The organism is Cellulosimicrobium sp. CpK407, from assembly GCF_051844275.1.
GTDB classification, from domain to species: domain Bacteria; phylum Actinomycetota; class Actinomycetes; order Actinomycetales; family Cellulomonadaceae; genus Cellulosimicrobium; species Cellulosimicrobium cellulans_G.
The window spans coordinates 24953-51371 of the sequence record NZ_JBGNYC010000035.1; the positions used below are offsets into that span (position 1 = coordinate 24953).

Annotated in this window: 21 protein-coding genes and 1 tRNA gene; 14 read left to right on the forward strand and 8 right to left on the reverse strand. The window is 74.5% G+C overall.

Annotation, left to right across the window (positions count from 1 at the left end; genetic code table 11):
- Window positions 1-224: 224 nt before the first annotated feature.
- The gene (locus ABWU78_RS14785; protein ID WP_087472769.1) at window positions 225-2792 is read right to left on the reverse strand and encodes an ATP-dependent Clp protease ATP-binding subunit; all 2568 of its coding nucleotides are present in this window, start codon (window positions 2790-2792) and stop codon (window positions 225-227) included.
- A 277-nt stretch (window positions 2793-3069) separates the two neighbouring features.
- Between ABWU78_RS14785 and ABWU78_RS14790 the strand changes: the two genes are divergently transcribed.
- The 3 genes from ABWU78_RS14790 to ABWU78_RS14800 all read left to right on the forward strand — a co-directional run bounded on the left by ABWU78_RS14790 (window position 3070) and on the right by ABWU78_RS14800 (window position 6742).
- On the forward strand, window positions 3070-3717 hold the full coding sequence (locus ABWU78_RS14790; RefSeq protein WP_253055351.1) for a hypothetical protein: 648 nt from the start codon (window positions 3070-3072) through the stop codon (window positions 3715-3717).
- A gap of 249 nt (window positions 3718-3966) precedes the next feature.
- Complete coding sequence (locus ABWU78_RS14795; RefSeq protein WP_253055350.1) at window positions 3967-4920, forward strand: universal stress protein; 954 nt, start codon at window positions 3967-3969, stop codon at window positions 4918-4920.
- Between the two features lie 49 nt (window positions 4921-4969).
- Window positions 4970-6742, forward strand: a complete 1773-nt coding sequence (locus ABWU78_RS14800; protein ID WP_439158818.1) for an ABC transporter ATP-binding protein — start codon at window positions 4970-4972, stop codon at window positions 6740-6742.
- A 175-nt stretch (window positions 6743-6917) separates the two neighbouring features.
- Here ABWU78_RS14800 and ABWU78_RS14805 read toward each other — a convergent pair whose 3' ends face one another.
- Complete coding sequence (locus ABWU78_RS14805) at window positions 6918-8780, reverse strand: VaFE repeat-containing surface-anchored protein (RefSeq protein WP_439158819.1); 1863 nt, start codon at window positions 8778-8780, stop codon at window positions 6918-6920.
- A 236-nt stretch (window positions 8781-9016) separates the two neighbouring features.
- Window positions 9017-11098: an ABC1 kinase family protein gene (locus tag ABWU78_RS14810; RefSeq protein WP_439158820.1), complete on the reverse strand. Its 2082-nt coding sequence runs from the start codon at window positions 11096-11098 to the stop codon at window positions 9017-9019.
- Window positions 11099-11219: 121 nt separating this feature from the next.
- On the opposite strand from ABWU78_RS14810, the gene ABWU78_RS14815 reads away from it, so the two are divergent.
- Complete coding sequence (locus ABWU78_RS14815; RefSeq protein ID WP_439158821.1) at window positions 11220-11552, forward strand: cupin; 333 nt, start codon at window positions 11220-11222, stop codon at window positions 11550-11552.
- A gap of 83 nt (window positions 11553-11635) precedes the next feature.
- Here the strand turns inward: ABWU78_RS14815 and ABWU78_RS14820 are convergent, their stop codons facing one another.
- On the reverse strand, window positions 11636-12127 hold the full coding sequence (locus ABWU78_RS14820; RefSeq protein ID WP_439158822.1) for a hypothetical protein: 492 nt from the start codon (window positions 12125-12127) through the stop codon (window positions 11636-11638).
- A gap of 113 nt (window positions 12128-12240) precedes the next feature.
- Here ABWU78_RS14820 and ABWU78_RS14825 point away from each other — a divergent pair, with 113 nt between their 5' ends.
- The 7 genes from ABWU78_RS14825 to ABWU78_RS14855 all read left to right on the forward strand — a co-directional run bounded on the left by ABWU78_RS14825 (window position 12241) and on the right by ABWU78_RS14855 (window position 20359).
- A complete protein-coding gene (locus tag ABWU78_RS14825; protein ID WP_439158823.1) occupies window positions 12241-13299 on the forward strand; it encodes a LacI family DNA-binding transcriptional regulator in 1059 nt (352 codons plus the stop codon).
- 98 nt (window positions 13300-13397) lie between these two features.
- Complete coding sequence (locus ABWU78_RS14830; protein WP_439158824.1) at window positions 13398-14564, forward strand: Gfo/Idh/MocA family protein; 1167 nt, start codon at window positions 13398-13400, stop codon at window positions 14562-14564.
- 71 nt (window positions 14565-14635) lie between these two features.
- A complete protein-coding gene (locus ABWU78_RS14835; RefSeq protein ID WP_439158831.1) occupies window positions 14636-15847 on the forward strand; it encodes a dihydrodipicolinate synthase family protein in 1212 nt (403 codons plus the stop codon).
- A gap of 432 nt (window positions 15848-16279) precedes the next feature.
- Window positions 16280-18436 carry a heavy metal translocating P-type ATPase gene (locus tag ABWU78_RS14840; protein ID WP_439158832.1) on the forward strand — a complete coding sequence of 719 codons (2157 nt, stop codon included), beginning with the start codon at window positions 16280-16282 and terminating at the stop codon, window positions 18434-18436.
- A gap of 98 nt (window positions 18437-18534) precedes the next feature.
- Entirely contained in the window at window positions 18535-18999 is a 465-nt protein-coding gene (locus ABWU78_RS14845) for a hypothetical protein (RefSeq protein WP_253055342.1), read from the forward strand.
- 65 nt (window positions 19000-19064) lie between these two features.
- Complete coding sequence (locus ABWU78_RS14850) at window positions 19065-19664, forward strand: DUF305 domain-containing protein (protein WP_439158825.1); 600 nt, start codon at window positions 19065-19067, stop codon at window positions 19662-19664.
- A gap of 98 nt (window positions 19665-19762) precedes the next feature.
- Window positions 19763-20359, forward strand: a complete 597-nt coding sequence (locus tag ABWU78_RS14855; protein WP_353707660.1) for an alpha/beta hydrolase family protein — start codon at window positions 19763-19765, stop codon at window positions 20357-20359.
- Window positions 20360-20376: 17 nt separating this feature from the next.
- Here ABWU78_RS14855 and ABWU78_RS14860 read toward each other — a convergent pair whose 3' ends face one another.
- Complete coding sequence (locus ABWU78_RS14860; RefSeq protein WP_439158826.1) at window positions 20377-20913, reverse strand: rRNA adenine N(6)-methyltransferase family protein; 537 nt, start codon at window positions 20911-20913, stop codon at window positions 20377-20379.
- A 158-nt stretch (window positions 20914-21071) separates the two neighbouring features.
- Between ABWU78_RS14860 and ABWU78_RS14865 the strand changes: the two genes are divergently transcribed.
- On the forward strand, window positions 21072-21818 hold the full coding sequence (locus ABWU78_RS14865; protein WP_439158827.1) for a hypothetical protein: 747 nt from the start codon (window positions 21072-21074) through the stop codon (window positions 21816-21818).
- Window positions 21819-22104: 286 nt separating this feature from the next.
- Here the strand turns inward: ABWU78_RS14865 and ABWU78_RS14870 are convergent.
- From ABWU78_RS14870 to ABWU78_RS14880, 3 genes are all read right to left on the reverse strand, one after another.
- Window positions 22105-22177: transfer RNA gene (locus tag ABWU78_RS14870), tRNA-Thr, on the reverse strand.
- A 112-nt stretch (window positions 22178-22289) separates the two neighbouring features.
- The gene (locus ABWU78_RS14875; RefSeq protein WP_439158828.1) at window positions 22290-23837 is read right to left on the reverse strand and encodes an alpha/beta hydrolase; all 1548 of its coding nucleotides are present in this window, start codon (window positions 23835-23837) and stop codon (window positions 22290-22292) included.
- Window positions 23838-23926: 89 nt separating this feature from the next.
- On the reverse strand, window positions 23927-24520 hold the full coding sequence (locus ABWU78_RS14880) for a hypothetical protein (RefSeq protein WP_439158829.1): 594 nt from the start codon (window positions 24518-24520) through the stop codon (window positions 23927-23929).
- 129 nt (window positions 24521-24649) lie between these two features.
- Here ABWU78_RS14880 and ABWU78_RS14885 point away from each other — a divergent pair, with 129 nt between their 5' ends.
- A complete protein-coding gene (locus ABWU78_RS14885; RefSeq protein WP_439158830.1) occupies window positions 24650-25888 on the forward strand; it encodes a low temperature requirement protein A in 1239 nt (412 codons plus the stop codon).
- Window positions 25889-26038: 150 nt separating this feature from the next.
- Window positions 26039-26413 (forward strand): SHOCT domain-containing protein, encoded by a 375-nt coding sequence (locus ABWU78_RS14890; RefSeq protein ID WP_087471101.1) that lies wholly within the window; start codon window positions 26039-26041, stop codon window positions 26411-26413.
- Window positions 26414-26419 lie beyond the last annotated feature (6 nt).

Genomic DNA, 26419 nt, shown 5'->3' on the forward strand with positions numbered 1-26419 from the left:
CCGCACCCCGTCCCACGACGAGGACGAACGTAACGCCGTGCAACGTCGTCGCATCCTTCACCGCGAGGTAGACCAGCGGTCTCGAGGTAGTGCTCGCGGAGCTGTACGTCGCGACCGCTGGTTCTCTCTCGCGCGGCCTCCGCTCTCTCTCGGCGGGACGACGACGGGCCCCGACCCTCCGGGTGGAGGATCGGGGCCCGTGTGTCAGGCGTTTCAGGAGTGCGTCACTCCGCGCCGGCCTGCAGCTCGCCCGTCGGGGGCAGGTCGCGGACCGAGACGCCGGTGGGGGCGTCGAGCGCGGCGGCCGCACCCACGCTCACCGGGCCGCGGTCGTGCTCGCCCTTGGAGACACCGCGGAAGGTGAACTCCCCGAGCAGGCCCTCGCCCTCGGCGTCGACCAGGACGATCTCGCCGGCCTTGAGCTCGCCGAACAGGATCTTCTCGGAGAGCACGTCCTCGATGTCGCGCTGGATCGCGCGGCGCAGCGGACGAGCACCCAGGACCGGGTCGTAGCCCTTCTCCGCGAGGAGGTTCTTCGCGGGCTGCGTGAGCTCGATGCCCATGTCCTTGTCCCGCAGGCGGGTGTCGAGACGGGCGATCATGAGGTCGACGATCTGGATGATCTCGGTCTGCGAGAGCTGCGGGAAGACCACCACGTCGTCGACGCGGTTGAGGAACTCAGGCCGGAAGTGCTGCTTGAGCTCGTCGTTGACCTTCGCCTTCATGCGCTCGTAGGACGTGACCAGGTCACCGCCGGCGTTGAATCCGGTCTGGACGCCCTTGGCGATGTCCCGCGTGCCGAGGTTGGTCGTCATGATGATGACGGTGTTCTTGAAGTCCACGACACGGCCCTGCGAGTCGGTCAGGCGACCGTCCTCGAGGATCTGCAGGAGCGAGTTGAAGATGTCCGCGTGGGCCTTCTCCACCTCGTCGAACAGGACGACCGAGAACGGCTTGCGCCGCACCTTCTCGGTGAGCTGACCACCCTCGTCGTACCCGACGTAGCCGGGGGGCGAGCCGAACAGCCGCGAGACGGTGTGCTTCTCGGAGAACTCCGACATGTCGAGCTGGATGAGCGCGTCCTCGTCCCCGAAGAGGAACTCGGCGAGCGCCTTGGCCAGCTCCGTCTTCCCGACGCCCGTGGGGCCGGCGAAGATGAACGACCCACCGGGGCGCTTGGGGTCCTTGAGGCCCGCACGCGTACGGCGGATGGCCTGCGACAGCGCCTTGATCGCGGCCTCCTGGCCGACGACGCGCTTGTGCAGCTCGTCCTCCATGTTGAGCAGACGGCTGGACTCCTCCTCGGTGAGCTTGAAGACCGGGATGCCCGTGGCCATGGCCAGGACCTCCGCGATCAGCTCCTCGTCCACCTCGGCGACGGTGTCCAGGTCACCGGACTTCCACGCCTTCTCCTTGTCGGCGCGCTTCGCGGTGAGCTGCTTCTCCTTGTCGCGCAGGCCGGCAGCCTTCTCGAAGTCCTGCGCGTCGATCGCGGACTCCTTCTCGCGGCGTGCCTCGGCGATCTCCTCGTCGAGCTCCTTGAGCTCCGGCGGGGCGGTCATGCGGCGGATGCGCAGGCGCGCGCCCGCCTCGTCGATGAGGTCGATCGCCTTGTCCGGGAGGAACCGGTCGTTGATGTACCGGTCCGCGAGCGTGGCCGCGGAGACGAGCGCGGCGTCCGTGATGGACACGCGGTGGTGCGCCTCGTAGCGGTCGCGCAGGCCCTTGAGGATCTCGATCGCGTGGTTGAGCGACGGCTCGGCGACCTGGATCGGCTGGAAGCGGCGCTCCAGGGCCGGGTCCTTCTCGACGTGCTTGCGGTACTCGTCGAGCGTGGTCGCGCCGATCGTCTGCAGCTCGCCGCGCGCGAGCATCGGCTTGAGGATGCTCGCGGCGTCGATCGCGCCCTCGGCGGCACCCGCCCCGACGAGGGTGTGGATCTCGTCGATGAAGAGGATGATGTCGCCGCGCGTGCGGATCTCCTTGAGCACCTTCTTCAGGCGCTCCTCGAAGTCGCCGCGGTAGCGCGAGCCGGCCACGAGCGCACCGAGGTCGAGCGTGTAGAGCTGCTTGTCCTTGAGCGTCTCGGGCACGTCGCCGCGCACGATGTCCTGGGCCAGGCCCTCGACGACGGCGGTCTTGCCGACGCCGGGCTCACCGATCAGCACCGGGTTGTTCTTGGTGCGGCGGCTCAGCACCTGCATGACGCGCTCGATCTCGAGGTTGCGCCCGATGACCGGGTCGAGCTTGCCCTCGCGCGCGGCCTGGGTGAGGTTGCGCCCGAACTGGTCGAGCACGGCCGAGCCGGACGGCTGGCCCTCGGCGGGGCCGCCCGCGGCGACGGGCTCCTTGCCCTGGTAGCCGGACAGGAGCTGGATGACCTGCTGGCGCACCTTGTTGAGGTCGGCGCCCATCTTGGTCAGGACCTGGGCGGCGACGCCCTCGCCCTCACGGATGAGGCCGAGCAGGATGTGCTCGGTGCCGATGTAGTTGTGGCCGAGCTGCAGCGCCTCGCGCAGCGACAGCTCGAGCACCTTCTTGGCGCGCGGCGTGAACGGGATGTGCCCGCTCGGGGCCTGCTGGCCCTCGCCGATGATCTCCGTCACCTGGGTGCGGACGCCGTCGAGGGAGATCCCGAGGGACTCCAGCGCCTTGGCCGCGACACCCTCGCCCTCGTGGATGAGGCCGAGGAGGATGTGCTCGGTGCCGATGTAGTTGTGGTTGAGCATCCGCGCCTCTTCCTGGGCGAGGACGACGACCCGACGGGCTCGGTCTGTGAATCTCTCGAACATGTGCTGCTCCTCGTGAGCGGCGTACACCTGCCCGCCGGACGACGGGTACAAGCCTGACCGCATTGACTCTATGCGGTTCGAACGAGCCGCACCCCCTCCGTATGCCGTTGTTCGCCAGGGGCGTGAAAGAGGGGCCAGGCCGTGACCTGCGGGGCCGCCGGACGCCGTCGTGCGCAATCACCCGGCCCGACACGCGCGCGCCACGTTGACCGCGGCGCGCACCCCGTGCAGGCTCGGGAGTGCGCCCCGCACGGACGCCAGAAGGGTGGCGAGAGCGATGCACCAGCCGGACCAGCAGCCCGAGGACCCCGCCGCGCCGGGAGCCGACGAGCGCGACGCGCCGTCGGTGGGCGCGCCCGCGACGTGGGAGCAGGTCGTCGCCCGGTTCCACGGCGTCGTCGCCGAGGTGGACGACCCGCTGACCTGGGGCCTGGACCTCGACGAGGAGACGCTCACCGGGGCCGGGCACGGCGCCCACGACCCGGCGGAGGAGCGGTTCCTGCGCTCCTACGTGTCGTTCACCGGCGAGACGCTCGACCTCGAGACGCTGCGCGTCCTGGCCGCGCACGACGAGCAGGCGGAGGACATCGTCCGCACCGCCCTCAGCGGGGCGCTCGCCGCGCCGTTGCACTCCGACACCCCGGGCGACGACGACTTCCTCGACTCCTACCAGGAGTACCGCGCGGCGATGCGCGCGATCGTCGAGGAGGTCGACGTCGCGCCGGTCACGCGCACCACCTTCGTGGTCGACGGCGAGCCTCGGGCCTGCCTGCACGTCACCGTGCGGGAGCACGCGGCGGTGTACGTCCCGCTGGAGGACCGCGCGCTCGTCGTCTCGGGTCCGGCCGACCTGCTCGCGCGCGTGGACGTCGTGACCCGCCCGCTGCGCAACATCCTCCAGGACGAGCCCGAGCCGAGGTTCTGACGCCCGACCCGGGCTTGCGGTCACCCCTGCTGCCGAACCCGGGGATGCGGGTGGGTTCGGCGTCGGCACGGACGGCAACCCCGGGTTCGGCGACCGTCCGGTGACCCTCGTCCGTCGGTCCGGGACCGGCGTCCCGGGCGGAGCGCGGCGGCGCGGCCTAGGGTCGAGTCAGCACCGGTGCCGGGCGACGGCGCCGGGACAGCACGCCGACGGCGCACGCGGTCGGCCGACCGGGCGGAGGTGGCGCAGATGCGCGGCGTGATCGTCGGTGTGGACGGGTCGGAGGAGTCCGGCGGCGCGCTCGACTGGGCGCTGCGCGAGGCGGCGGACCGGGGCGTGCCGCTCACGGCCGCGCTCGCGTTCGAGTCGCGGCAGGGTCCGGGCGACGGCCCGGACGCGGCGGCCGAGGAGAAGCGTGCGCTGGTCCAGGAGTGGCTGGACGCCGCGCACGCGCGCACGGGCCTCGGCCCGGACGCGGTGACGACCACGGCCGTCGCCGAGCGCGGCAGCCCCGCGGCGGTCCTGCTCGCCCTCGCCCAGCCCGGGACCGCCCAGCCCGTCCAGGACGACGTGCGCCCCGACCCGGGCGACGGCGACCACGCGGACCTGCTCGTCGTCGGGCGCTGCGGCCGGGGACGCCTGGGGCGCATGGTCCTCGGGTCGGTGCCGACCGCCGTCGTGCAGCACGCGACGGTCCCGGTGACCGTGGTGCGCGGCACGCCCGACGTGCGGCACGACCACGCGCGGCCCGTCGTGGTCGGGGTCGACGGGTCGTCGACGTCGGTCCAGGCGCTCCGGCACGGGGCGGACGTCGCGCGGCGCACGGGCGCGACGCTCGAGGCCCTGTTCTGCTGGCAGATCGTGTCGCTCGCGCCGCTCCCCGACTCGTGGGGGTGGACGCCGCCGATCGACGACTACGAGAAGTTCGCCTCCCAGAAGCTCGACGCCGCGCTCGAGGCCGCGGAGGTCGACCTGCCCGACGACCGCCTCGTGCGCAGCGTGAAGCACGTGCACGCCGCGAAGGGGATCATCGAGGCGTCGTCGCACGCGGAGCGGCTCGTGCTCGGCAACCGCGGCGTCGGCGGGTTCGACCGGCTCCTGCTCGGGTCCGTGAGCCGGCACGCGGTCGAGTACGCGCACTGCCCGGTCACCGTCGTGCGGCCCCCGGACGCGACGCACCCCTCGGGCGCGCACGACGCCTGAGGGCTTCGCCCTCGAAACGATTCGACGCGGCCCGTCCCGCGGGTGGACGATGGGGCGCGTGCAGATCGAGGACACCTACGACGGCTCCCGACCCGTCCGCACCGTCACCCGGCTCTTCGCGCCCCAGCGCGGGCGGCTCGCCGCCGCGGCGCTCGCGTTCGCCGTCAAGCACTCGCCCGTGTGGGTGATCCCGGCGCTCACGGCGACGGTGATCGACGTCGTCGTCGAGCACCGGCCGCTGCGCGAGCTGTGGGTCACGGGCGCGGTCATGCTCGCCGTCGTCGCGCAGAACCTCCCGCTGCACACGCTCTACGTGCGGTGGCTCTCGACCGCTGTGCGCACGGTCGAGAACGGGCTGCGCATGGCGCTCTCGCGCCGGCTCCAGGAGCTGTCGATCGGCTACCACCGCCGCGTGAGCGCGGGCGTGCTCCAGGCCAAGATCGTGCGCGACGTCGAGAACGTCGTCGAGGCGTCGCGCACCACGTTCGACTCGGGGATGGCCGCGCTCACGACGCTCGTCGGCGCGGTCGTGCTCACGGCCGTGCGCGTCCCGGAGTTCCTCGTGATCTTCGCGCTCACCGTGCCCGCGGCGGCCTGGCTCGTCGTCGCGATGCGCCGCCGCATGACCACCCGCAACGCGGCGTTCCGGGCCGAGGTGGAGAACATGTCCGCGCGCGTCGCCGAGATGACGCATCTCATCCCCGTGACGCGCGCGCACGCGCTCGAGGAGCGCGAGCTCGACCGCATGGGCTCGGTGCTGCACCGCGTGCGCGAGGCGGGGATCCGGCTCGACGTCGTCAACGGCCGGTTCGGCGCGCTGTCGTGGATCGTGTTCCAGGTGCTCTCCGTCGCGGGGCTCGTCGGCGCGGCGTGGGTCGCGTGGACGCAGACGTTCGCGGTGTCCCCCGGCGACGTCGTCATGCTGTCGAGCTACTTCGTCACGCTCACCGCGTCCGTGACGGGGCTGCTGAGCCTCGCTCCGATCGTCACGAAGGGCCTGGAGTCCGTGCGGTCCATGGGCGAAGTGCTGGGCGAGCCCGACGTCGAGCGCAACGCCGGCAAGCGCGTGCTCGACCACGTCGAGGGTCACGTCGCGTTCGAGGACGTCACGTTCGCGTACGACGTCCCCGCGCCGGGCGAGGAGCCCGCCCTCGCGGTCGACCACCTCTCCCTGTCGGCACGGCCCGGCGAGACCGTCGCGCTGGTCGGGGCCTCGGGGTCGGGCAAGTCGACCGTGCTCAACATGGTCATCGGGTTCCTCGCGCCGATGTCGGGGCGCGTCCTCGTCGACGGCGTGGACACCGCGACCGTCGACCTGCGCTCCTACCGCCGGTTCCTCGCCGTCGTGCCGCAGGAGTCGATCCTGTTCGAGGGGTCCGTCCGCGACAACGTCACCTACGGCAGCCCCGAGCTCACCGACGCGGCCGTCGAGCACGCGCTGCGCGACGCGAACGCGTGGGACTTCGTCACCGAGATGGGCGGCCTCGACGCCGTGATCGGCCAGCGCGGCGGGCGGCTCTCCGGCGGTCAGCGCCAGCGCCTCGCCATCGCCCGCGCCCTCGTGCGCGACCCGCGCGTGCTCGTCCTCGACGAGGCGACGTCGGCCCTCGACACGACGTCGGAACGGCTCGTGCAGGAGGCGCTCGGGCGGCTCATGCGCGGTCGCACGACGTTCGTCGTCGCGCACCGGCTCTCCACCGTCCGCGGAGCCGACCGCATCGTCGTCATGGACCACGGCCGCGTCGTCGAGGTCGGCAGCCACGACGAGCTCGTCGCCGCCGGCGGGGCGTACGCGCAGATGCACGCGACGCCCGCGGCCTGAGCGCCGCCGGCCGACCGGCCCGCGACCGCCTCGGCCGGCGGCCCGACCTCGTCCGGACCGTCCGTCCGTCGTGGGGCCGGGGAGAGGGAGGGCCTCGCGCCCGGCACCGAGGGGCCTCGGGACCTGCCCGCACCCCCTGGGCGGGCAGGTCCCGAGCCGGCGTGACCGGGCAGGGTCAGGCTCGCGCTCGCGCGCGTCGGACGAGCACGAAGGCCGAGCCGAGGAGGAGCAGCGCGGCGGCCCCGACGGCGGCGCCGGTCATGCCGACGCCGGTCGCGGGCAGGTCGCCCTCGGTCGGGCTCCCCGCGGTCACCGGCGCGGCGTCGACGGTGACGGTCTGCGCCGCGTCGTCGAGGTCCGTGTGCTCAGCGACCGGGACGGCGGCGGTGTCGGTCCCGGCACGGAGCTCCTCGAAGGCGACGAGCGTCTCACCGGCATGGCCCGCGGGAACGACGAACGAGACGTCGACCGAACCGTTCGGCTCGGCCGGGGTGAACGTCGTCGACCCCGTGATGCCCGTGCCCGTGCCGTCGGACTTGCGCACGAGCTCACCGGTCACGGTGTACTCGGTCCCGGGCACGAGGTTCTGGTAGGAGACCGTGTCGACGACGGTGCCGCCGTCCCACGGCAGCACGCGGTCACCGTCCGCGGAGTCGACGAGCGACGTCCCGATCACCGGGGCCGGCGTCTGCGGCAGCGCCTCGATCGTCACCGTCTGCGCCGCGTCGTCGATGTCCTCGTGCGCGGCGACCGGGTCGCCGGTCGTCTCCGTGCCGACGCGCAGCCGCTCGAAGGCGACCAGGGCCTCGCCCGCATGGCCGGCGGGGACGACGAACGAGACCTCGACGGAACCGTTCGCCTCGGCCGGCGTGAACGTCGTCGAGCCCGTGATCCCCGTGCCGGTGCCGTCGGACTTGCGCACGAGCTCACCGGTCACGGTGTGCTCGACCCCCGGCGTCAGGTTCTGATAGGCGATCGTGTCGATCACGGTGCCGCCGTTCCACGGCAGCACGCGGTCACCGTCGGCCGAGTCGACCAGCGAGGTCCCGATCACCGGATCGGCGGCGGCGGGCACGGCGGACCACGACGCCGAGGCCTCCGCGCTCGTCCTGGTGGTGCTCGGGGTCACCAGGACGATCGTCTGCGCGTGATCGCTCCCGGTGGGAGTGCCCCCGGTGACCGTCGGGACCGAGATGATCCTGCCGGTGCTGCTGGAGCCGGCCGCCGTCACCCGGACCACGGCCTCGCCCGCCGTGGTCGAGTCGCGCAGGTCCAGGAAGAGCTCCTGCCCGTCGACGACTCCCGCCAGGTCGACCGGGCTCCCGCTCCCGTCGGTGACCGCGACCGTCGGGTCGACGGACACGGAGACCGTGGGCTGGTTGGTGCTCACGACGAAGGGGCCCACGAGAGACCCCGCGCGCTGAGGTGCGACCGGAGCCGAGATCGACGCGGTCACCTCCAGCTCCGCGGGGGTGAGCCCGGGGCTCGCGTTGGCACCCTCGACGAGGTACCAGTACGCCGCCTCGGAGGCAGGCGTCTCGAAGTTCCACGCCGCGTCCCAGGTGAGGTCGGTGTACCGCCAGATCGCGTACTGCGTCGCCTCGATCGCGTCGTTCCGGGAGATCCCGGGAACCCCCGCAGCGACGCCGAACTCCTCCAGGCTCAACGCCGGGTAGCTGTGCGCCAGGACCCAGAGAACCTTGCCCTGGACCGCGGGATCCGTGAAGTAGTTCTCGCCCAGGTACTCGTCGAGGTCACCCACGGTGCCGACGACCCCGGTCCGCGCGGAGACGTCGTGCTCGAGGCAGTACGCCCAGTAGTCCACCTCCCCGGTCGGCGTGCCGTCGGACCGGATCGGGAAGAGTCCGGTGCCGCCGTACCCCTCCCTGCCGCCGACATGGACCGTGTCGCCGGGCTCGACGTCAGCCGCTGCCGTGACCGCACCGGGAGCGAGGACCGCACCCAGCGCGAGCACCACGGCGGCGAGCCATCGCCCTTCACGGCGAGCTCTCCGCGCACCCGTGTCTGTCATCACCATCTGGACTCCCTCTGTGCTCGTCTCCGTCGATCGGCTCTTCGTCGGGCTCAGCCCTCTCTAGAGACGCTGCACGTCGGGATCATGACGCGAGACCCCGCGCCGGATACCCCGGACGCCGGGTGAAAACACGGCGCCGCGGCGCACGGGGCGTCCGACACCGGGGGTGAGGTCCTGGCGGTCAGGACGATGCCGAGCGGGCCGCACGGACCGGCAGCCGCGACGGGCGTCCCGCCAGGTCAGCGCGTCGAGCCGCCTCCCGGTCCCGTCCCGCGGAAGGCGAACACCAGGACACGGACCGCCAGCACGGTCCCGACGAACCCGAGCGCCGCGCCGAGGACGGCGAAGAGGCGCAGGCCCTCGACGAGCTCGGGGCCGGAGTCCGCGGAGACCAGCACGACCGCCGCCACGACGGCCGCGGCGGCGATGACGGTGGACACGACCTGCTGCACGAGGCCGGTGACGAACGCGCGGTCGTCGGGGTGGGCGAAGGAGCGGACGTTGACGGTGAGCCGCCCGGCCTCGACGTCGCTCGTGATCTTGGCGAGCCGGCGCGGGAGCCGTTCGAGCTCGGGCGCGAGGCCGAGGAAGAGGCTCGTCGCGCGCTCGCGCAGGCCCTCCGGCGTGACGACGCGCCGCACGAGCGGCTGCGCGGTCGCGCGGGCCCCGGCGACGAGGTCGAACCCGGGGTCGATGAGACGCAGCGTCCCCTCGAGCGAGGTGAACGTGCGGAACGCGGCGGCGACCTGCGAGGGGACGGCGAGCCCGGCGTCGGTCACGAGCCGGAAGAGCGCGGTGAACATCGCGCCGCTCGCGCCCGCGCCGCGGAACCGCACGATCACCTGCCCGACGGCGCGCTCCAGGCGGCGCACGTCGAGGTCCGCCGGCGCGTCGAGCAGCTCGAGCAGCGCGTCGGTCGCGGCGACGGCGTCGTCGGCGTCGACCGCGAGCAGCACGGCCGCGAGCGCGAGGCGCTCGGGCTCGCCGAGGCGTCCGACGGAGCCCATGTCGAGGAGGCCGAGGCGACCGTCGTCGGTGACGAGCACGTTGCCGGGGTGCAGGTCGGCGTGGAACGTGCCCGCGACGAGCACCTGCTCGAGCGTCGCGGTGAGGAGCCGGGAGGCGAGGTCGGAGCGCACGGCGTCGTCCAGGCCCGCGAGCACGTCCGCGGCGCGGCCGACGGGAGCACCGTCGAGCCGCTCCATGACGAGCAGCGTCGTCCCCGAGAGCTCGGGGTAGACCTCCGGGACGCGGACGCGCGGACCCACCGCCGCGTCGCCACCGTCTCCGTCGCCGTCTGGACGCCGCTCCCCCACCGCATCCCGCGCGAGCGCCGCGCGCAGCGCGAGCGTGTTCTCCAGCTCGACGGTGTAGTCGAGCTCCTCGCGCAGCGAGGCCGCGAAGCCGTCCGCGAGGTCGACGACGCCGAGCGAGCGCCCCCACGCGGTGTCGCGTTCGATGCGGCGCGCGAGGCGGCCGAGGATCGCCAGGTCCGTCTCGACCTGCGCCCGTGCGCCGGGCCGCTGGACCTTGACCACGACCTCGCGCCCGTCGAGCAGGCGCGCCGCGTGCACCTGCCCGACCGAGGCCGACGCGAGCGGCTCGGGCGAGAACTCGGCGAACGCCTCGTCGATCGGGCACCCGAGCGCTCCCGTGACGGCCGCCTCGACCTGCGACCACGGCGCGGGCGGGACCTCGCTCTGGAGGGTCGCGAGCGCGTCGGCGAACGTGGCGGGGAGCAGGTCGCGGCGCGTCGAGAGGACCTGCCCGAACTTCACGAACGTCACGCCCGCGTCGCTCAGGGCGTCGCGGAGCGCCGCCGCCTGGTGGCGCTGGTCGGTGCGCGAGAGCCGCGACCCGTCGGGCTGCCGCGCCCCGCGCGTGAGCGCTCCGCCGAGGCCGTGCCGGACGCCGATCGCGAGGATCTGCGCGTACCGCCGGGTCTCGCGTCGCCCCTGGCGCAGGCCGCGCAGCGCGCGCCACGGGCCGGGCACCGACCCGGTCGGCACGAGCAGCTCGAGCACGAGCAGCACGCACAGCCCGAGCACGAACGCCCAGGCGAACGCGAGGACGATCGCCACGAGCGCGACGCCGGGCGCGACGGTGAGCGTCCCGTCCGGGCGCGACCAGCCGACGTCGAGCAGGCCGTTGGTGAGCACCCACGACGTGACGGTGAGCATCGCGAGCGCCACCACGGCGGAGCGGATCCAGCCGACCGCGGCCCCCATGACGCGCCGCGCCGTCGCCGCGAGGAGGACGAGCATGACCACCGTGGAGACGACGCCGACGAGACCGATGAAGAATCCGGAGACGACCTGCATGACCGTCACTCTTCCCGACGGTGCCGCGGATCACCACCACACCCCCCCCGGCGCGCCACCGGGACGCGCACCGCGTCGCCCGGCGCGGCATGATGGAGCTCCCCGACAGGTCGGAGCCCCGATGACGAACGTCGACCTTCTCACCGACGCCCACCTCACCCACGCCCGGACCGCCCCGAACGGGCGCAGCGCGGAGGTCGTGCTGCACGACGGCCCCCTGCGTCAGACGATCCTCGCGCTGCGCGCGGGCGTCGAGCTCGGCGAGCACAACTCGCCGCCCGCGGCGTCGATCCAGGTGCTGCGCGGCCGGGTCCGCGTCACCGCGCTGGGCGAGGGCGACGTCGAGCTGGGCGCCGGCGAGCTGCGCGTCCTCACGCACGAGCGGCACGCCGTGGGCGCCATCGAGGACTCGGCGTTCCTCCTCACGACGGTGACGAGCATCCCCAACGCCTGAGCGACGGCACGATCGCCGTCGAACCCGGGATCTCGGGTCACCGGGGCTCGGCCGTGCCCGGCGACCCAGGGTTCGGCGGGTCGTCAGCGCCGCACTGCCAGTGCCGCGAGCACGAGCGCGACGGCGTCTTCCGCGACGGCGCCCGGCCAGTCGGGACGCGACCCGACGGCGAGGCGTCGCCACGCCGCGCCGCCCCACGTCCCGGCGGCGGCCCCCGCCGCGCCGGCGACCGCGGCGCCGACGACGCCCGCGGGACCTGTGCGGCGTCGGGCCAGCAGGACTCCGCCCAGCGCCCCGCTCGCGAGGCGGAGCACCGGCCCGGGCGGGTCGAGGCGGCTCGGCGTCCGCGGCAGCTTGTCGCCCACCATCTCGCCCACGACCCCGGCGACGGCGCCGGCCCGCGCGAGCAGGCCGGGTCCGCCGGACCCGCCGCGCGACCCGCCCCCGACCCAGCCGCCGAGCACCGGCGCCGCGACGCCGAGGCTGCTGCGCGACCCCGCGGCGACGCCGAGCGCGAGCGCCCGGGCGAGGAGCGCCGTCGTGCCGGGCGTGGGTGCTGCGCCATGAGACGTCATCGGGTCCTCCTGCGGCTCGTCGGCCGTGCGGCTCGGTGGGCGGTCCTCACGAACGTAGCCGCTCCGGGCGCGGCCCACCCGGGCTGCGAGACCGGTCCCGCTAGCCTGGGTCCGTGCCCGGACCCACCCTGAGCGAGGTCGCGCGCGACGCCGGCGTCTCCCTCGCGACCGCCTCCCGCGCGATCAACGGGAGCGCGAACCGCACGGTGCGCCCCGACCTGCGGGAGCGGGTGCTCGCGTCGGCCCGCCGGCTGGGCTACTCGCCGGACCCGAGCGCGCAGGCCATGGCGCGCGGCCGCACGACGAGCGTGGGCCTCGTGGTGCACGACATCGCGGACCCGTACTTCTCCTCGCTCGCGGCAGGGGTCGCCGACGCGGCCGACCGCGACGGGCTCATCGTCACGCTGACGAGCACACGGCACTCGCCCGAGCGGGAGCGCGCGTTCGTCGAGCTCATGGACCGCCAGCGCGCCCGGGCCGTGGTGCTCGGCGGCGGGCGGCTCACCGAGGACGCGGACGGCGCGCTGCGGGGCGCGCTCGAGCGCTACCGCGCGTCGGGGGGCGGGGTCTCGCTCGTGGGCCAGCCGCTCGGCGACCTCCCCGCGGTGGAGATCGCCAACGCCGACGGCGCCGCGGACCTCGCGCGTGCCCTGCACGGCCTGGGCTACCGCGCGTTCGGCGTGCTCGCGGGGCCGGGGGGCCACCGCACCGCGGTCGACCGGGCGCGCGGCTTCACCGAGGCGCTGTCCGCGCTGGGCTCGCCCGTCGCCGCGGACGCGGTCGTCGAGTGCGCGTTCACGCGCGACGGCGGTCACGGCGGGATGAGTGAGCTGCTCGACCGCCTGGGGAAGGGCCTGCGCGGCACGGGCTCCCCGCCCGTCGCCGTCTTCGCGGTGAACGACGTCATGGCCGTCGGGGCGATGGCCGCGGCGCGCGAGGCGGGCCTGCGCGTCCCCGAGGACGTCGCCGTCGCGGGGTTCGACGACATCGTGACGCTGCGCGACGTCACGCCGGCGCTCACGACGGTCCGCATCCCGCTCGCCGAGGTCGGGGAGCAGGCGCTCGCGCTCGCGCTCGCGCCCTCGCTCGCCCCGTCCGACGACGACGCCGCGCCGCAGCGGGTCGTGGTCCGGGGCGAGGTCGTGCTCCGGGAGTCCACGCCTCCGCTCTGACGCACCCCTGTTGACGCGGGAAAACGGCTCCCCTACGCTCGCGGAAAGCGCATTCCGCCTGCCGCCCTGCCGGGCGCCCGACCGACGACGGAGTCTCGATGACCACCACCCGAACCCTGCGGATCGCGATGAACGGCGTGACCGGCCGCATGGGATACCGCCAGCACCTCGTCCGCTCGATCCTGCCGATCCGCGAGCAGGGCGGCGTCGAGCTCCCCGACGGCACGCGCCTCCAGGTCGAGCCGGTGCTCGTCGGGCGCAACGAGACCAGGCTCCGCGAGCTCGCCGCGCAGCACGACGTCGAGCACTGGACCACCGACCTCGACGGCGTGATCGTCGACCCGGCGACCGACGTCGTCTTCGACGCCTCGATGACGGCTCTGCGCGCCAAGACGCTGACGAAGGCGATGCAGGCCGGCAAGCACGTCTACACCGAGAAGCCGACGGCCGAGACGCTCGCCGAGGCGGTCGACCTCGCGCGGCTGCGCGAGGAGACCGGGGTGACCGCCGGCGTCGTGCACGACAAGCTGTACCTGCCCGGCCTGGTGAAGCTCCGCCGCCTCGTCGACGAGGGCTTCTTCGGCCGCATCCTGTCCCTGCGCGGCGAGTTCGGCTACTGGGTGTTCGAGGGCGACCACCAGGCCGCGCAGCGCCCCTCGTGGAACTACCGCGCCGAGGACGGCGGGGGCATGACGACCGACATGTTCTGCCACTGGAACTACGTGCTCGAGGGCGTCCTCGGGTCGGTGCGGACGGTCACCGCGCAGACCACGACCCACATCCCCACGCGCTGGGACGAGCAGGGCAGGGAGTACGCCGCGACCGCCGACGACGCCGCGTACGGGATCTTCGAGGTCGAGACGCCGGGCGGGGACCCGGTCGTCGCGCAGATCAACTCGTCGTGGGCCGTGCGCGTCTACCGCGACGAGCTCGTCGAGTTCCAGGTCGACGGCACGCACGGCTCCGCCGTCGCCGGCCTGCGCCGGTGCGTCGCGCAGCAGCGCGCCCACACCCCCAAGCCCGTCTGGAACCCGGACCTCCCCGTCACCGAGCCGTTCCGCGACCAGTGGCTCGAGGTCCCCGCGAACGCCGACCTCGACAACGGCTTCAAGGCCCAGTGGGAGGAGTTCCTGCGCGACGTCGCCGCCGGCCGGCCGCACCGCTACGACCTGCTCTCCGCCGCGCGCGGCGTCCAGCTCGCCGAGCTCGGGCTCCGCTCGTCCGCCGAGGGCCGCCGACTCGACGTGCCGGAGATCGTGCTGTGACCGCGCCGACGACCGAGGCTCCCGGCGCGCGCGAGCTGCGCGAGCGGGACGGCAGCGGCGCCGTCGTACGCCTGCCCCGCTTCGCCGACGACGGCCGCGTGGCCGGGACCGAGGTGCGCGAGCTGCTCGTGCCCGGCCCGTGGACGACGCCGGCCGCGCCCTTCACGTCGCGCGTCGCCTTCGCGGCCGCGCACGTCGTGCCGCACGTGGGCGCGGAGAACGTGCCCGGCGCGCCCGCCGTCGTCGACTGGGACACGACGCTCGCCTACCGGCACCGGCTCTGGGAGCACGGGCTGGGCGTCGCCGACGCGATGGACACCGCCCAGCGCGGCATGGGCCTCGACTGGGCCGCGACCCGGGAGCTCGTGCGCCGGTCGGCGGCCGAGGCGCGAGCCGTGGGCGGTCGCGTCGCGTGCGGCGCGGGCACCGACCAGCTCGACCCGGCCGTCGTCGCGGGCTGGGAGCGGGGCGACCCCGCCGCGCTCGCCGCGGTCGCCGACGCGTACCGCGAGCAGGTGCACGTGGTCCAGGACGCGGGCGCCCAGGTGGTCGTCATGGCGTCGCGCGCGCTCGCCCGCGTCGCCCGCTCCCCCGAGGAGTACGCGCGCGTCTACGACGCCGTGCTCGCCGAGGCCGACGCGCCCGTGATCCTGCACTGGCTCGGGACGATGTTCGACCCCGCGCTCGCCGGGTACTGGGGCACGGGCGACGACGTCGCCGCGGCCACCGACGTGTTCGTCGACCTGGTCCGCGCCCACCAGGGTCGCGTCGACGGCGTGAAGGTGTCGCTGCTCGACGCCTCGCACGAGAAGGGCCTGCGCGCCCGCCTCGCCGCGCTCGACGCCGCCGCAGGAGGCGCCGTGCGCCTCTACACGGGCGACGACTTCCACTACCCGGAGCTCGTGGTCGGCGACGGCCGGGCGCACTCCGACGCGCTGCTCGGCATCTTCGCGGCGATCTACCCCGCCGCGTCGACGGCGCTCGGCGCGCTCGACGCCGGCCACCCCGACCGCGCGCACGCGATCCTCGCGTCGACGGAGGCGCTGGGGCGCCACGTGTTCGCCGCGCCGACGCACTACTACAAGACGGGGATCGCGTTCCTGTCGTGGCTCAACGGCACGCAGCCCGCGTTCCAGATGGTCGGCGGCCTGCAGTCGGGGCGCTCCGTCGCGCACCTCGTCGCGCTCGTCCGGCTCGCCGACCGCGCCGGGCTGCTGCTCGACCCGGACCTCGCCGCACGCCGGACGCACGCGTTCCTCGAGGCGCACGGGGCGGCGGCGTGACCACCGCGGCGTGCGGCTCGCACCCGAGGCGCGCCGCGCCGTCGCGACCGTGGCCGACCGCTCCGCCCACCACGCCCTGCCGCACCTGACGGCTCCCGACCGGCACCCGACGAAACACCGGGCCCCCTCAGGCCCACCCTCTCGCAGCCCGTGCGTCGGCCCCCGACACCCCCGAGGGGTTGACGAATCGGACATGGCGGGGCATGATCATGGGCAGAGCATACCCCCTAGGGGTATCTGGGAGGAGGAACGGTGGACCACCGTACGGAGCATGACCACGGGCACGGGCCCGGTCCGGGCACCGACGACACGCACCAGGGGGCGCACGCCCACCACGACGCCCACGCACCCGCCGCGCACGCGCCGGCCCACGCGCACGCGGAGCACGACCGCGCGGGCCACGCCGAGCACGACGCGCACGCCGGGCACGACATGCCTGGCCACGACGACCATGCCGGGCACGACATGTCCGGCCACGGGGGCCACGCCGGGCACGACATGTCCGGCCACGGCGGCCACGCCGGGCACGACATGTCGGGCCACGGTGGCCACGGCGACCACGTCGGGCAGTTCCGGCGCCTGTTCTGGGTCATGCTCGTCCTCGCGGTGCCGACCGTCGCGCTGAGCCCGATGTTCGCGATGCTGCTCGGCTACGACCTCCCCGACGCCGCGTGGCTGCCCTGGGTCTCGCCCGTGCTCGGCACGGTCATCTTCTTCTGGGGCGGACGGCCGTTCCTCACGGGCGCGGTGAGCGAGCTCCGCGGTCGCAAGCCCGGGATGATGACGCTCATCTCGCTCGCGATCACGGTCGCGTTCGTGTCCTCGCTCGGGGCGAGCCTCGGGCTGCTCGCGCACGAGCTCGACGTGTGGTGGGAGCTCGCGCTCCTCGTCGTCATCATGCTGCTCGGCCACTGGCTCGAGATGCGCTCGCTCGCCCAGACGGCGTCGGCGCTCGACTCGCTCGCGGCGCTCCTCCCGGACGAGGCGGAGCGGGTCGCCGAGGACGGGAGCGTGACGACGGTCGCGCCGACGGACCTGCGCGTGGGCGACCTCGTCGTCGTCCGCCCGGGCGGGCGCGTCCCCGCGGACGGCGAGGTCGCGTCCGGGTCGGCGGACGTCGACGAGTCGATGATCACCGGGGAGTCGCGGCCCGTGCGTCGTGCCGTCGGGGACGCCGTCGTCGCCGGGACCGTCGCGACGGACGACGCGCTGCGCGTGCGGATCACGGCCGTGGGCGAGGACACCGCGCTCGCGGGCATCCAGCGGCTCGTCGCCGACGCCCAGGCGTCCTCGACCAAGACCCAGCGCCTCGCCGACCGCGCCGCCGGCTGGCTGTTCTGGTACGCGCTCGGCGCGGCAGCCCTGACGATCGGCCTGTGGCTCGTCTTCGGCACGCCCGAGCAGGCGCTGATCCGCGCGATCACCGTGCTCGTCATCGCGTGCCCCCACGCCCTGGGCCTCGCGATCCCGCTCGTCGTCTCGCTCTCGACCGAGCGCGCCGCGAAGGCCGGCGTCCTGGTGAAGGACCGCCTCGCGCTGGAGCGCATGCGTACCGTGGACACGGTCCTGTTCGACAAGACCGGGACGCTGACGGCGGGCGAGCCCGTCGTCGCCCACCTCGCGACCGCGGGCGGCACGACCGAGGACGAGCTCCTCGCGCTCGCCGCCGCGGCCGAGGCCGACAGCCAGCACCCGCTCGCGCGGGCGATCGTCGACCGCGCGTCCGAGCGGGAGATCGACGTCCCGCAGGCGACCGACTTCCGGTCGCTCACCGCGGTCGGCGTCGAGGCGACTGTCCCGACCGCCGGGGGTGCGCGCCGCGTCGCGGTCGGCGGCCCCGCGCTCCTGCGCGAGCGCGGGCTCGACCCCCTGCCCGACGCCGAAGCCTGGGCGCACGACGGCGCGACCGTCCTGCACGTGGTGGCCTCGCCCGCCACGGCCGGTCCGGGCACGGGTGCTCACGAGGGCCACGGGCACGCGGCGGGCGAGGTCGTGGGCGCGTTCGCCCTCGCGGACGCGATCCGTCCCGAGTCGCGCGAGGCCGTCGACGCCCTGCACCGGCGCGGCATCAAGGTCGTCATGATCACGGGCGACGCCGAGCCCGTCGCCCGCGCGGTCGGGCGCGAGCTGGGCATCGACCAGGTGTTCGCGGGCGTGCGCCCCGAGGACAAGGACGCGAAGGTCGCGGAGCTCCAGCACGACGGCCGCGTCGTCGCGATGGTCGGCGACGGCGTCAACGACGCCCCGGCGCTCGCCCAGGCGGACGTCGGCATCGCGATCGGCGCGGGCACGGACGTCGCCATCGCGTCGGCCGGGGTGATCCTCGCGAGCTCCGACCCGCGCGCGGTCCTGTCCATCATCGAGCTGTCGCACGCGTCCTACCGCAAGATGCAGCAGAACCTGTGGTGGGCCGCGGGCTACAACATCGCGGCCGTGCCCCTCGCCGCGGGCGTGCTCGCGCCGGTCGGGTTCGTCATGCCGATGGCCGTGGGCGCGATCCTCATGTCCGCCTCGACGGTCATCGTGGCGCTCAACGCGCAGCTCCTGCGCCGCATCGACCTCGACCCGGCGCGGCTCGCCTCCCGGTGACCTCCACGTCGAGCCCGAGGCTGCTGTCGTTCTCGCCGCGAGAACGACGGCAACCTCGCGCTCGCGGACGAGCAGGGTCGTGGTCGGCGGTCGTGCTCGTGGGACTGCTGGCGGCCGCGGTGCTGTGGATGCACGTCCTCGCGGGGAGCAGCACGCACCACGGCGTCGCGCTGCCCGACGTCGGACCCGCGCACGGCGGTCCGGTCGCCCTCGACGGTCCGACGGCGTCGGGCGGCACCTTCGCCCGGGACGGCGAGTCCCCGCACGCCGCCACCACGCTCGGCCTGGACGCCGGCACGGCTGCCTCCGGGCTCGGCCGGGACGACGCCACGCCAGCCTCCGGGCCAGGTCCGGCCCTCTCGGCGGGAGCGGACGCGCACGGCGGCACGGGGCCGCTGTGCCTCATGGTGCTCGTCGCGCTGGTGACGCTGGCCGCGCGAGCCGCGCTGCGCCGTCGGACGCCGTGGCACCCGACGCGCGGTGCCGCGCCCGTGCTCGACGTGCGGACCGCGCTCCCGGACCGCCCGCCCGACCTCCGTGCGCTGGGGATCAGCAGGACGTAGGCCGGCGACGGCCCCGTCCTGGGCGCCCACGTGCGCCCGCTGCACCCCACGAACGGAGATCGACCATGACACGCACCGCCCGCACGACCCTCGCCGCGCTCGCGCTCGGCACCACGCTCGCCCTGACGGGCTGCTCCGACGCCGGCACCGGAGACGCCGGCGAGCAGCCCGCGGGCACGCCCACGAGCACCGCGCCCGCGAGCGCCACGACGGCGTCCGCCGCCGACGTGATGTTCGCGCAGATGATGATCCCGCACCACGAGCAGGCCGTGGAGATGTCCGCGATCGTGCTCGCAAAGGACGGCGTCGACGAGCGCGTGGTCGCCCTCGCCGAGCAGATCGAGGCCGCGCAGGCCCCGGAGGTCGAGCAGATGACCGCGATGCTCGACCGCTGGGGCGCCGACCCGTCCGGCGGCGACCACGCCGGGCACATGGGCGGCATGCTCGACGACGACGCGCTCGCCGCGCTCGAGGCCGCGCCCGCCGAGGAGGCCCAGCGCCTCTTCCTGGAGGGCATGGTCGAGCACCACGAGGGTGCCGTCGCCATGGCGCAGGACGTCCTCGCCGAGGGCGAGGACCCCGAGGTGCTGGCGCTCGCGGAGGAGATCGTCGCGGCGCAGCAGGAGGAGTTCGACGCGATGCGCTCGCTGCTCGCCGAGCTCTGACCCGCCGAGCACGACGTGGGTGTCGTTGTGGACGCCGTCGCGACACCCACGTCGTGCTCGACCGCGAGGAACGTCGTGCTCGCTGCGAGACTGGGCGGGTGACCACGCCGACCCCCGACCGGCCCGTCGCCGGCGTCCTGCTCACGCCGGGCGCCGGCGCGAGCCGCGACCACCGCGCGCTCGTCGCGATCGACGACGCGCTCGCCGCGCTCGACCCGCCCGTGCCGGTGCGGCGCGTCGACTTCCCCTACCGGACCGCGGGCAAGCGGATGCCCGACCGGCCGCCCGTCGCGATCGCCCACGTGCGCGCGGAGGCCGAGGCGTTCGCCGCCGAGCTCGGCACGACGACGGACCGCCTCGTGCTCGGCGGCCGCTCGTACGGCGGGCGCATGTGCTCGATGGCCGTCGCCGAGGGCCTGCCCGCGGCCGGGCTCGCGCTCGTCAGCTACCCCCTGCACCCGCCGGGCAAGCCCGAGCGCCTGCGCACCGAGCACTTCCCCGACCTGCGCGTGCCCGTGCTTCTCGTGTCGGGGCGCACGGACCCGTTCGCGACGCCCGACGAGCTCGCCGAGCACACCGCCGCGATCCCCGGCCCGGTCACGCGCGTCGAGCTCCCGGGCGCGCACGACCTCAAGGGCCAGGACGCCGCGGTGTGCGACGCGCTCGTCGCGTGGCTCGCGACGCTCGGTCGCTGAGCTCGACGCGAGAACCCTCAGCGCCGCCGGACGCGGAGCACCGCCGCGTCGACGCGCGGCGGCGGCCGGAACGCCGAGCGCGGCACGGACCGCGCGACCTCGACGGCCCAGCGCCGTGCGGCGCGCCCCGCCGTGCCCTCGCCCGCAGCGATGCGCCGCGCGGCCTGCCGCTGCACGACGACGTCCGCCGCGACGAGCGCGGATCCCCGCGCGAGCACGCGAGCGAGCAGCGGCGACGTCAGCCCGAACGGCGGGTTCGCGACGACGCGGAACGGGCGTCGCGGCAGGCGCAGGTCGGCGAGGTCGACCTCCAGGACCGTCACGTCCGCACCGGCGAAGCGCTCGCGCAGGGCACGGGCACGGCGCGGGTGCAGCTCGACGGCGAGGACTCGCGCGCCCGCGGCCACGAGGTGCCGCGTGAGCGCCCCGTCCCCGGCCCCGAGATCGAGGACGAGCTGACCGGGACGCACCCCGGCGTCGTCGACCACGCGCGCGGCGTGCTCAGCGGTGAGCGGGTGCCATCCCCACTCGCGTCGCGAGGCCGGCCCGGCCACGACGCACCATCGTCATGAAGAACATGGCGGCCACGCTAGGACGGCGCGAGCGTCGAGGTCGAGCGATTTGCCCGGGCCCGAAACCGCGCTTTCCGACGGCGCACCCGGACTGCGTACGATGTGCCGCGGACAACGCCCGAGCCGACCCGGAGGTGATGATGCGCGCCGCTGGCCGACTGCTCGCGCTCGCGACCCTGGGGGTCGTCACGGCGGCGCTCGCGGCGGCGCCGGCGGTGGCCGCCGATCGCGACGGCGGCGGAGGGCTCACCGTCACCGTCGACACCGTGTCGTTCGACGCGAGCCGGCTGCACGAGGGGCCGGGGTGGCTCGGGTACGTCGTGACCTCTCCCGACGGGTCGCACGCGCGCCACCTCGGAGACGGCTACTCCCGGGAGGACGCCGCCGACGGCGTGCTGGAGCTCGACGTCCCGCGGCGAGGACAGTACAGCGACGGGTACTGCATCAGCTGGGTCATGGTGACGGGCATCGACCAGCAGTTCGCGGAGTGGAACGGCGACGCCGCCGTCTGCACGACCACCGCCACGCCCGCGCCGACGACGCCGCCCCCCGCTCCCGTGACCGAGGCGCCCGTCGAGGCGCCTCCTGCGGTCGAGGCGCCCGCGCCGGTCGTCGAGGCGCCCGTCGGGACGGCGGACGCGCCCGAGCCGGAGGTGACCGAGGAGCCGACGCAGGAGCCGACGACCGAGGCGCCCGTCGAGCCCTCTCCCGAGCCCACGACGGCCCGGCCGGAGCCGTCGCGCACGCCGCTCACGTCAGCCGCGGAGCGCATGGCGCCTCCCCCGCCCGCGGAGGAGGCGTTCCCGACGCTCGCCGTGGTCGGCGTCGGCGGGCTCGTCGCCGCGGCGGCCGGCGGCGCGATCCTGCTGCTGCGCCGCGTCGGCTGAGCGCTCGGCGCGTGCGCGGCGCGGCGCTCCTGGACGCGCGGCGCTGCCACCGCACCAGCTCGTCGACGTCCCCCGCCGTGTCGTCCGGGTCCGCCGGGTCGTGCGCCGCGACGGCGGGCAGCCGCCCGGGTGCGCGCGGGAGCCACGCCGCGTGGCACGCATCGCCAAGGCCGCCGCGTCACGGGTCCGGCGAGTCTTCAGCGACCAACACGCTGCTCGTCGCCTCGGGCACCCTCGCCCGGACATGACTGAGGCCCGGAATCGTTGAGATTCCGGGCCTCGTCGGAGCCGCCTAAGGGAATCGAACCCTTGACCTATTCATTACGAGTGAATCGCTCTGCCGACTGAGCTAAGGCGGCGTGCTACGTCCCGGTCCGCTCCGCGAACCGCTGGCAACGAGCGCCTACTGTACCCAACGACCGGGCCAGATTCCAAAGCGGCCCCGTCGGCCGCCGTCGGGCACTCCTGACGTCAGCAGCGCAGCCCGTCCTCGGGCACCGTCCCGTCCACCAGGTAGGCGTCGACGGCGTCGCCCACGCACGCGTTCGCGCGGCCGTAGGCGGTGTGGCCCTCGCCCTCCCACGTGAGGAGGACGGCCGAGTCGAGCGTGTCCGCGAGGCCCTCGGCCCACACGTACGGGGTGGCGGGGTCGTTGGTCGTCCCGATGACGACGATCGGCGCGGCGCCCTCGGCGTGAAGGTCGAACTCCTGCTCCACCACGGGGTAGGCCCAGCCGTCGCACGTGAGGCCGCCGAACGCGAAGAAGTAGCCCATGGTGGGCGCGGCCTCCTCGAGGCGCTCGAGCTGGGCCAGCATCGCGTCGGGGTCGTCGTCCTGGCGGCCGTCGAGGCAGTTGACGGCGCGGAATGCCTCCGACGAGTTGGACGCGTACGTGCCGTCGGGGTTGCGGTCGTTGTAGAAGTCGGCGAGGTAGAGCAGCAGGTTGCCCGTGCCCTCCTCGAACGCCTCCGTGAGCGCCTGCGTGAGCACCGGCCAGCTCTGGTCGTTGTAGAGCGTGACGGCGACGCCGTAGAACCCGAGCGTCTGCGTCACGCGGCGGTCCGAGTCGGTCGGCAGCGGGTTCGCCTTCGCGGCGTCGAGGAGCGAGCGGATCTGCCGCATCCCCGCGTCGGTGTCCCCGCGCAGCGGGCAGTCACCCCCGGCCTGGCAGTCCTCGACGTACGCGCGCAGGGCGTTCTCGAACCCGACCGCCTGCTGCTCGGAGATCGTGTCGGGGTCGAGGCTCGTGTCGATCGCGCCGTCGAGCACGAGGCGCCCCACCTTGTCCGGGAACAGCCCCGCGTACGTCGCGCCGAGCTGTGTGCCGTAGGAGTAGCCGAGGTAGGCGAGCTTCTCGTCACCGAGCACGGCCCGCAGCATGTCCATGTCGCGCGCGGCGCTCTGGGTGTCGACCTGGCCGAGCAGGTCGCCCGTGTTCTCGGCGCACGCGTCGGCCCAGGCCCGCCGGTCCTCCGCGAGCGCCTCGAGCCCCGCCTCGTCGGTGTCGAAGTCGCGGGCCAGGGACTCGTCCTTCGCCGCGTCGTCCAGGCACACCACGGGCGAGGACTGCCCGACGCCGCGCGGGTCGAACCCGACGAGGTCGTAGGCCGCGGTGACACGCTCCCCGACCGTCGGGGCGAGGGTCGTGACGAAGTCGATCCCCGAGGCCCCGGGACCGCCCGGGTTGGTGAGGAGCGAGCCGATGCGCTCCCCCGTCGCGGGCTGGCGCTTCACCGCGAGCTCGATCTCGCCCGCCTCCGGGTCCTGCCACGAGAGCGGGGCGCGCGCCGTCGCGCACTCCCAGCCCGCCCCGCAGTCCTCCCACGCGAGGCTCTGGCCGTAGAACTCCTCGAAGCCCTCCGGGCCGGTCTCGCCCGTGCCGGACGCGGCGGCCGCGACGTCGTCCGCGGGGGTCTGCTGCTTGGGCGGCACGGAGCACGCGCCCAGGACGAGGGCCAGCACGAGGGTCGCGGCGCCGGCCAGGGAACGTCGAGCAGCGCGGGAGAGGGGCGTCGTCACCCGCACACGGTAGCCGCTCCCCCGACGCGCGCAGGACGGTCCCGCCGGGGCGGGACCGTCCTTTCACGCGCTCTTCACCGCAGGGGCGGCTACTCCTCGACCCAGGCCGACTCGCCGGTCGTGCCGTCCGCCGCGGGCGGGACGACGACGGTCCCGCGGTCGCCGAGGACGACGCTCACCTCGCCGCTCGCGTCCACGTCGTCGGGCACCCCGACCACCGAGGTCGCCGGCACGTAGTCCATCGTGCACGGCGTGTCGGGGGCGATCTCGACGAACGTCACGAGGACGTCGCCCCCCTGGACCGCGGCCTCGTCCTCCGCGAGCACGGGGCACGTGCTCGACCCGTACGTCACGACGAACAGCAGCCCCGGCTCCGCGCTCCACGCGGCGCCCGTCCCGCCCTCGGTCGGCGCGTCGACGCCGGGCGGCAGGCCCGTGCCGTGCGCGCCCGCCACGACGTCCATCGTCCCGGCGTCGGGCAGGCCTTCCTCCTCGGAGGCGTCGTCCGACGGCTCCTCGGACGCGTCGTCGCTCGGCGCGGTGGATTCCTCGGAGGCGGACGCGTCGTCCCCGCCGCCGTCGGTCTCGGAGGCGCACGCCCCCAGCAGGCCGACCGCGACGACGAGCGAGAGCGCGGACGCGGTGCGAGCCGTCCGGGAGACGGGGCGGCGGACGGGGACCATGAGCACTCCTCGGTCGGCGACGGTAGCGCGACCATCGTGGGCCCTGGTGGGCGGTCGTGCGCGGCGAACCGCGACGCGCCGGGCGATCGTGACCGGACGGTGACCCGGCGACGGTGGGAGCATCCCAGCATGGACGCTCCGCTCACGACGCCCGGCACCGGGCCCGCCCCGCTGCGCTGGGGCCTGCGCACGGACCTCCGGAGGCACGGCGACGGTGGCGACTCGAGCCGCGTCGGCTACGTCGAGCTCTTCTTCGACCTGGTGTTCGTCTTCGCGGTCACGCAGCTCTCGCACGGCCTCATCGCCCACCCGGGCGCCGAGACCCTCGTGCACACGCTCGTCCTCGGCGTCGCGGTGTGGTGGGTGTGGGTCTTCACGATGTGGGCCACCAACTGGCTCGACCCCGAGCGCGTCCCCGTGCGGGCGATGCTGGTCGTCCTCATGCTGCTCGGCCTGGTGCTCGCGAGCGCGATCCCCGAGGCGTTCGGCGACAAGGCCCTGCTGTTCGCGGTGATGCTCGTGACGATGCAGGTGGGGCGCAGCGCGTTCGTGCTGGTCGCCCTGGGCCGGGTGTGGCCGGAGAACGCGGTCAACTTCGTCCGCATCACCACGTGGTTCGTCGTCTCGGGCAGCCTGTGGATCGCCGGGGCGCTCGTCGAGGAGCACCGGCTCGTGCTGTGGGCGGTCGCGTGCCTGATCGACCTGGCGGGACCGCGCGCGATGTTCTGGCTCCCGTGGCTCGGGGCCTCGCGCGCGAGCACGTGGGTCGTCCGGGGCGAGCACATGGCGGAGCGCGTGAGCCTGTTCGTCATCATCTGCCTGGGCGAGTCGATCATCGTGACGGGCGCGGCGTTCGCCGAGCTGCCGCTCGACGCGACGACCGTCTCCGCGTTCTGCTCCGCGTTCGCGAGCACGGTGCTCATGTGGCTGCTCTTCTTCGACCGCTCCGAGCGGCGCGCGACCGAGTACTTCACCTCGCGCGACGAGCGCGGCATGGTGGCCCAGACGGCGTACACCTACGTGCCGTTCGTCATCGTCGCCGGGATCGTGCTCACCGCGGTCGCGGACGAGCTGGTCCTGCTGCACCCGCTGGGGCACGCGGGCCACGCCGACGCGTGGACCGCCGCGCTCGTGTGCGGGGCGGCGGCGACCTACCTCGTGGGCAACGCGCTGTTCCGCCGCGCGGCCGGCGGGCCGTGGTCCCTCCCGCACCTGCTCGGCGCGGCAGCGGTCGGCGCGCTCTACGCGACGCACGGGTGGCTCACGCCCCTCACCCTCAACTGGGTCACCGACGGCATCCTGCTCGCCGTCATCGTCGGCGACGTCGTGCGCGCTCGTCGTCGGGTGGCGACGGACGAGCCCGGGTGATCCGCCCCGAGAGACGAGGTACGGCCGCTTCGTGCGCTTCACCCGGCTTTCGCCGGGCGCGAACCCCCCATCGTCGCTAGGTTCGCCCTGTTGGTGCGCGGCAGCCGGCCGTGCTCCGGGTACGGGGATCCGTCGAGAAAGGGCGCGACCGTGGACTTCTGGGACTTCTTCTGGCTCCTCGTCTGGAGCTTCTTCTTCATCGCCTACCTCATCGTGCTCTTCCAGATCATCGCGGACCTGTTCCGTGACCGGGAGCTCTCGGGGTGGTGGAAGGCCGTGTGGATCATCTTCCTCATCTTCCTGCCGATCCTGACGTCGCTCGTCTACCTCATCGCGCGCGGGCGCGGGATGGCGGAGCGGCAGGCGGCGGCGGTCGTCCAGGCGAAGCAGGACACCGACGCGTACATCCGCCAGGTCGCGACCACGTCGCCGGCCGAGCAGATCACGCACGCGAAGTCGCTCCTCGACTCCGGGGCGATCACGCCCGAGGAGTTCGCGCAGCTCAAGGCGAAGGCGCTCGCCTGACCGACC

Bases quoted from the DNA above. Each gene is read 5' to 3' on its own strand.
- ABWU78_RS14830 (WP_439158824.1), top strand. From the start codon at position 13,398: ATGACCACCACCCGAACCCTGCGGATCGCGATGAACGGCGTGACCGGC.
- ABWU78_RS14790 (WP_253055351.1), top strand. From the start codon at position 3,070: ATGCACCAGCCGGACCAGCAGCCCGAGGACCCCGCCGCGCCGGGAGCC.
- ABWU78_RS14815 (WP_439158821.1), top strand. From the start codon at position 11,220: ATGACGAACGTCGACCTTCTCACCGACGCCCACCTCACCCACGCCCGG.
- ABWU78_RS14820 (WP_439158822.1), bottom strand. From the start codon at position 12,127: ATGACGTCTCATGGCGCAGCACCCACGCCCGGCACGACGGCGCTCCTC.
- ABWU78_RS14795 (WP_253055350.1), top strand. From the start codon at position 3,967: ATGCGCGGCGTGATCGTCGGTGTGGACGGGTCGGAGGAGTCCGGCGGC.
- ABWU78_RS14810 (WP_439158820.1), bottom strand. From the start codon at position 11,098: ATGCAGGTCGTCTCCGGATTCTTCATCGGTCTCGTCGGCGTCGTCTCC.
- ABWU78_RS14850 (WP_439158825.1), top strand. From the start codon at position 19,065: ATGACACGCACCGCCCGCACGACCCTCGCCGCGCTCGCGCTCGGCACC.
- ABWU78_RS14840 (WP_439158832.1), top strand. From the start codon at position 16,280: ATGCCTGGCCACGACGACCATGCCGGGCACGACATGTCCGGCCACGGG.
- ABWU78_RS14885 (WP_439158830.1), top strand. From the start codon at position 24,650: ATGGACGCTCCGCTCACGACGCCCGGCACCGGGCCCGCCCCGCTGCGC.
- ABWU78_RS14805 (WP_439158819.1), bottom strand. From the start codon at position 8,780: ATGGTGATGACAGACACGGGTGCGCGGAGAGCTCGCCGTGAAGGGCGA.
- ABWU78_RS14865 (WP_439158827.1), top strand. From the start codon at position 21,072: ATGCGCGCCGCTGGCCGACTGCTCGCGCTCGCGACCCTGGGGGTCGTC.
- ABWU78_RS14785 (WP_087472769.1), bottom strand. From the start codon at position 2,792: ATGTTCGAGAGATTCACAGACCGAGCCCGTCGGGTCGTCGTCCTCGCC.
- ABWU78_RS14800 (WP_439158818.1), top strand. From the start codon at position 4,970: ATGGGGCGCGTGCAGATCGAGGACACCTACGACGGCTCCCGACCCGTC.
- ABWU78_RS14880 (WP_439158829.1), bottom strand. From the start codon at position 24,520: ATGGTCCCCGTCCGCCGCCCCGTCTCCCGGACGGCTCGCACCGCGTCC.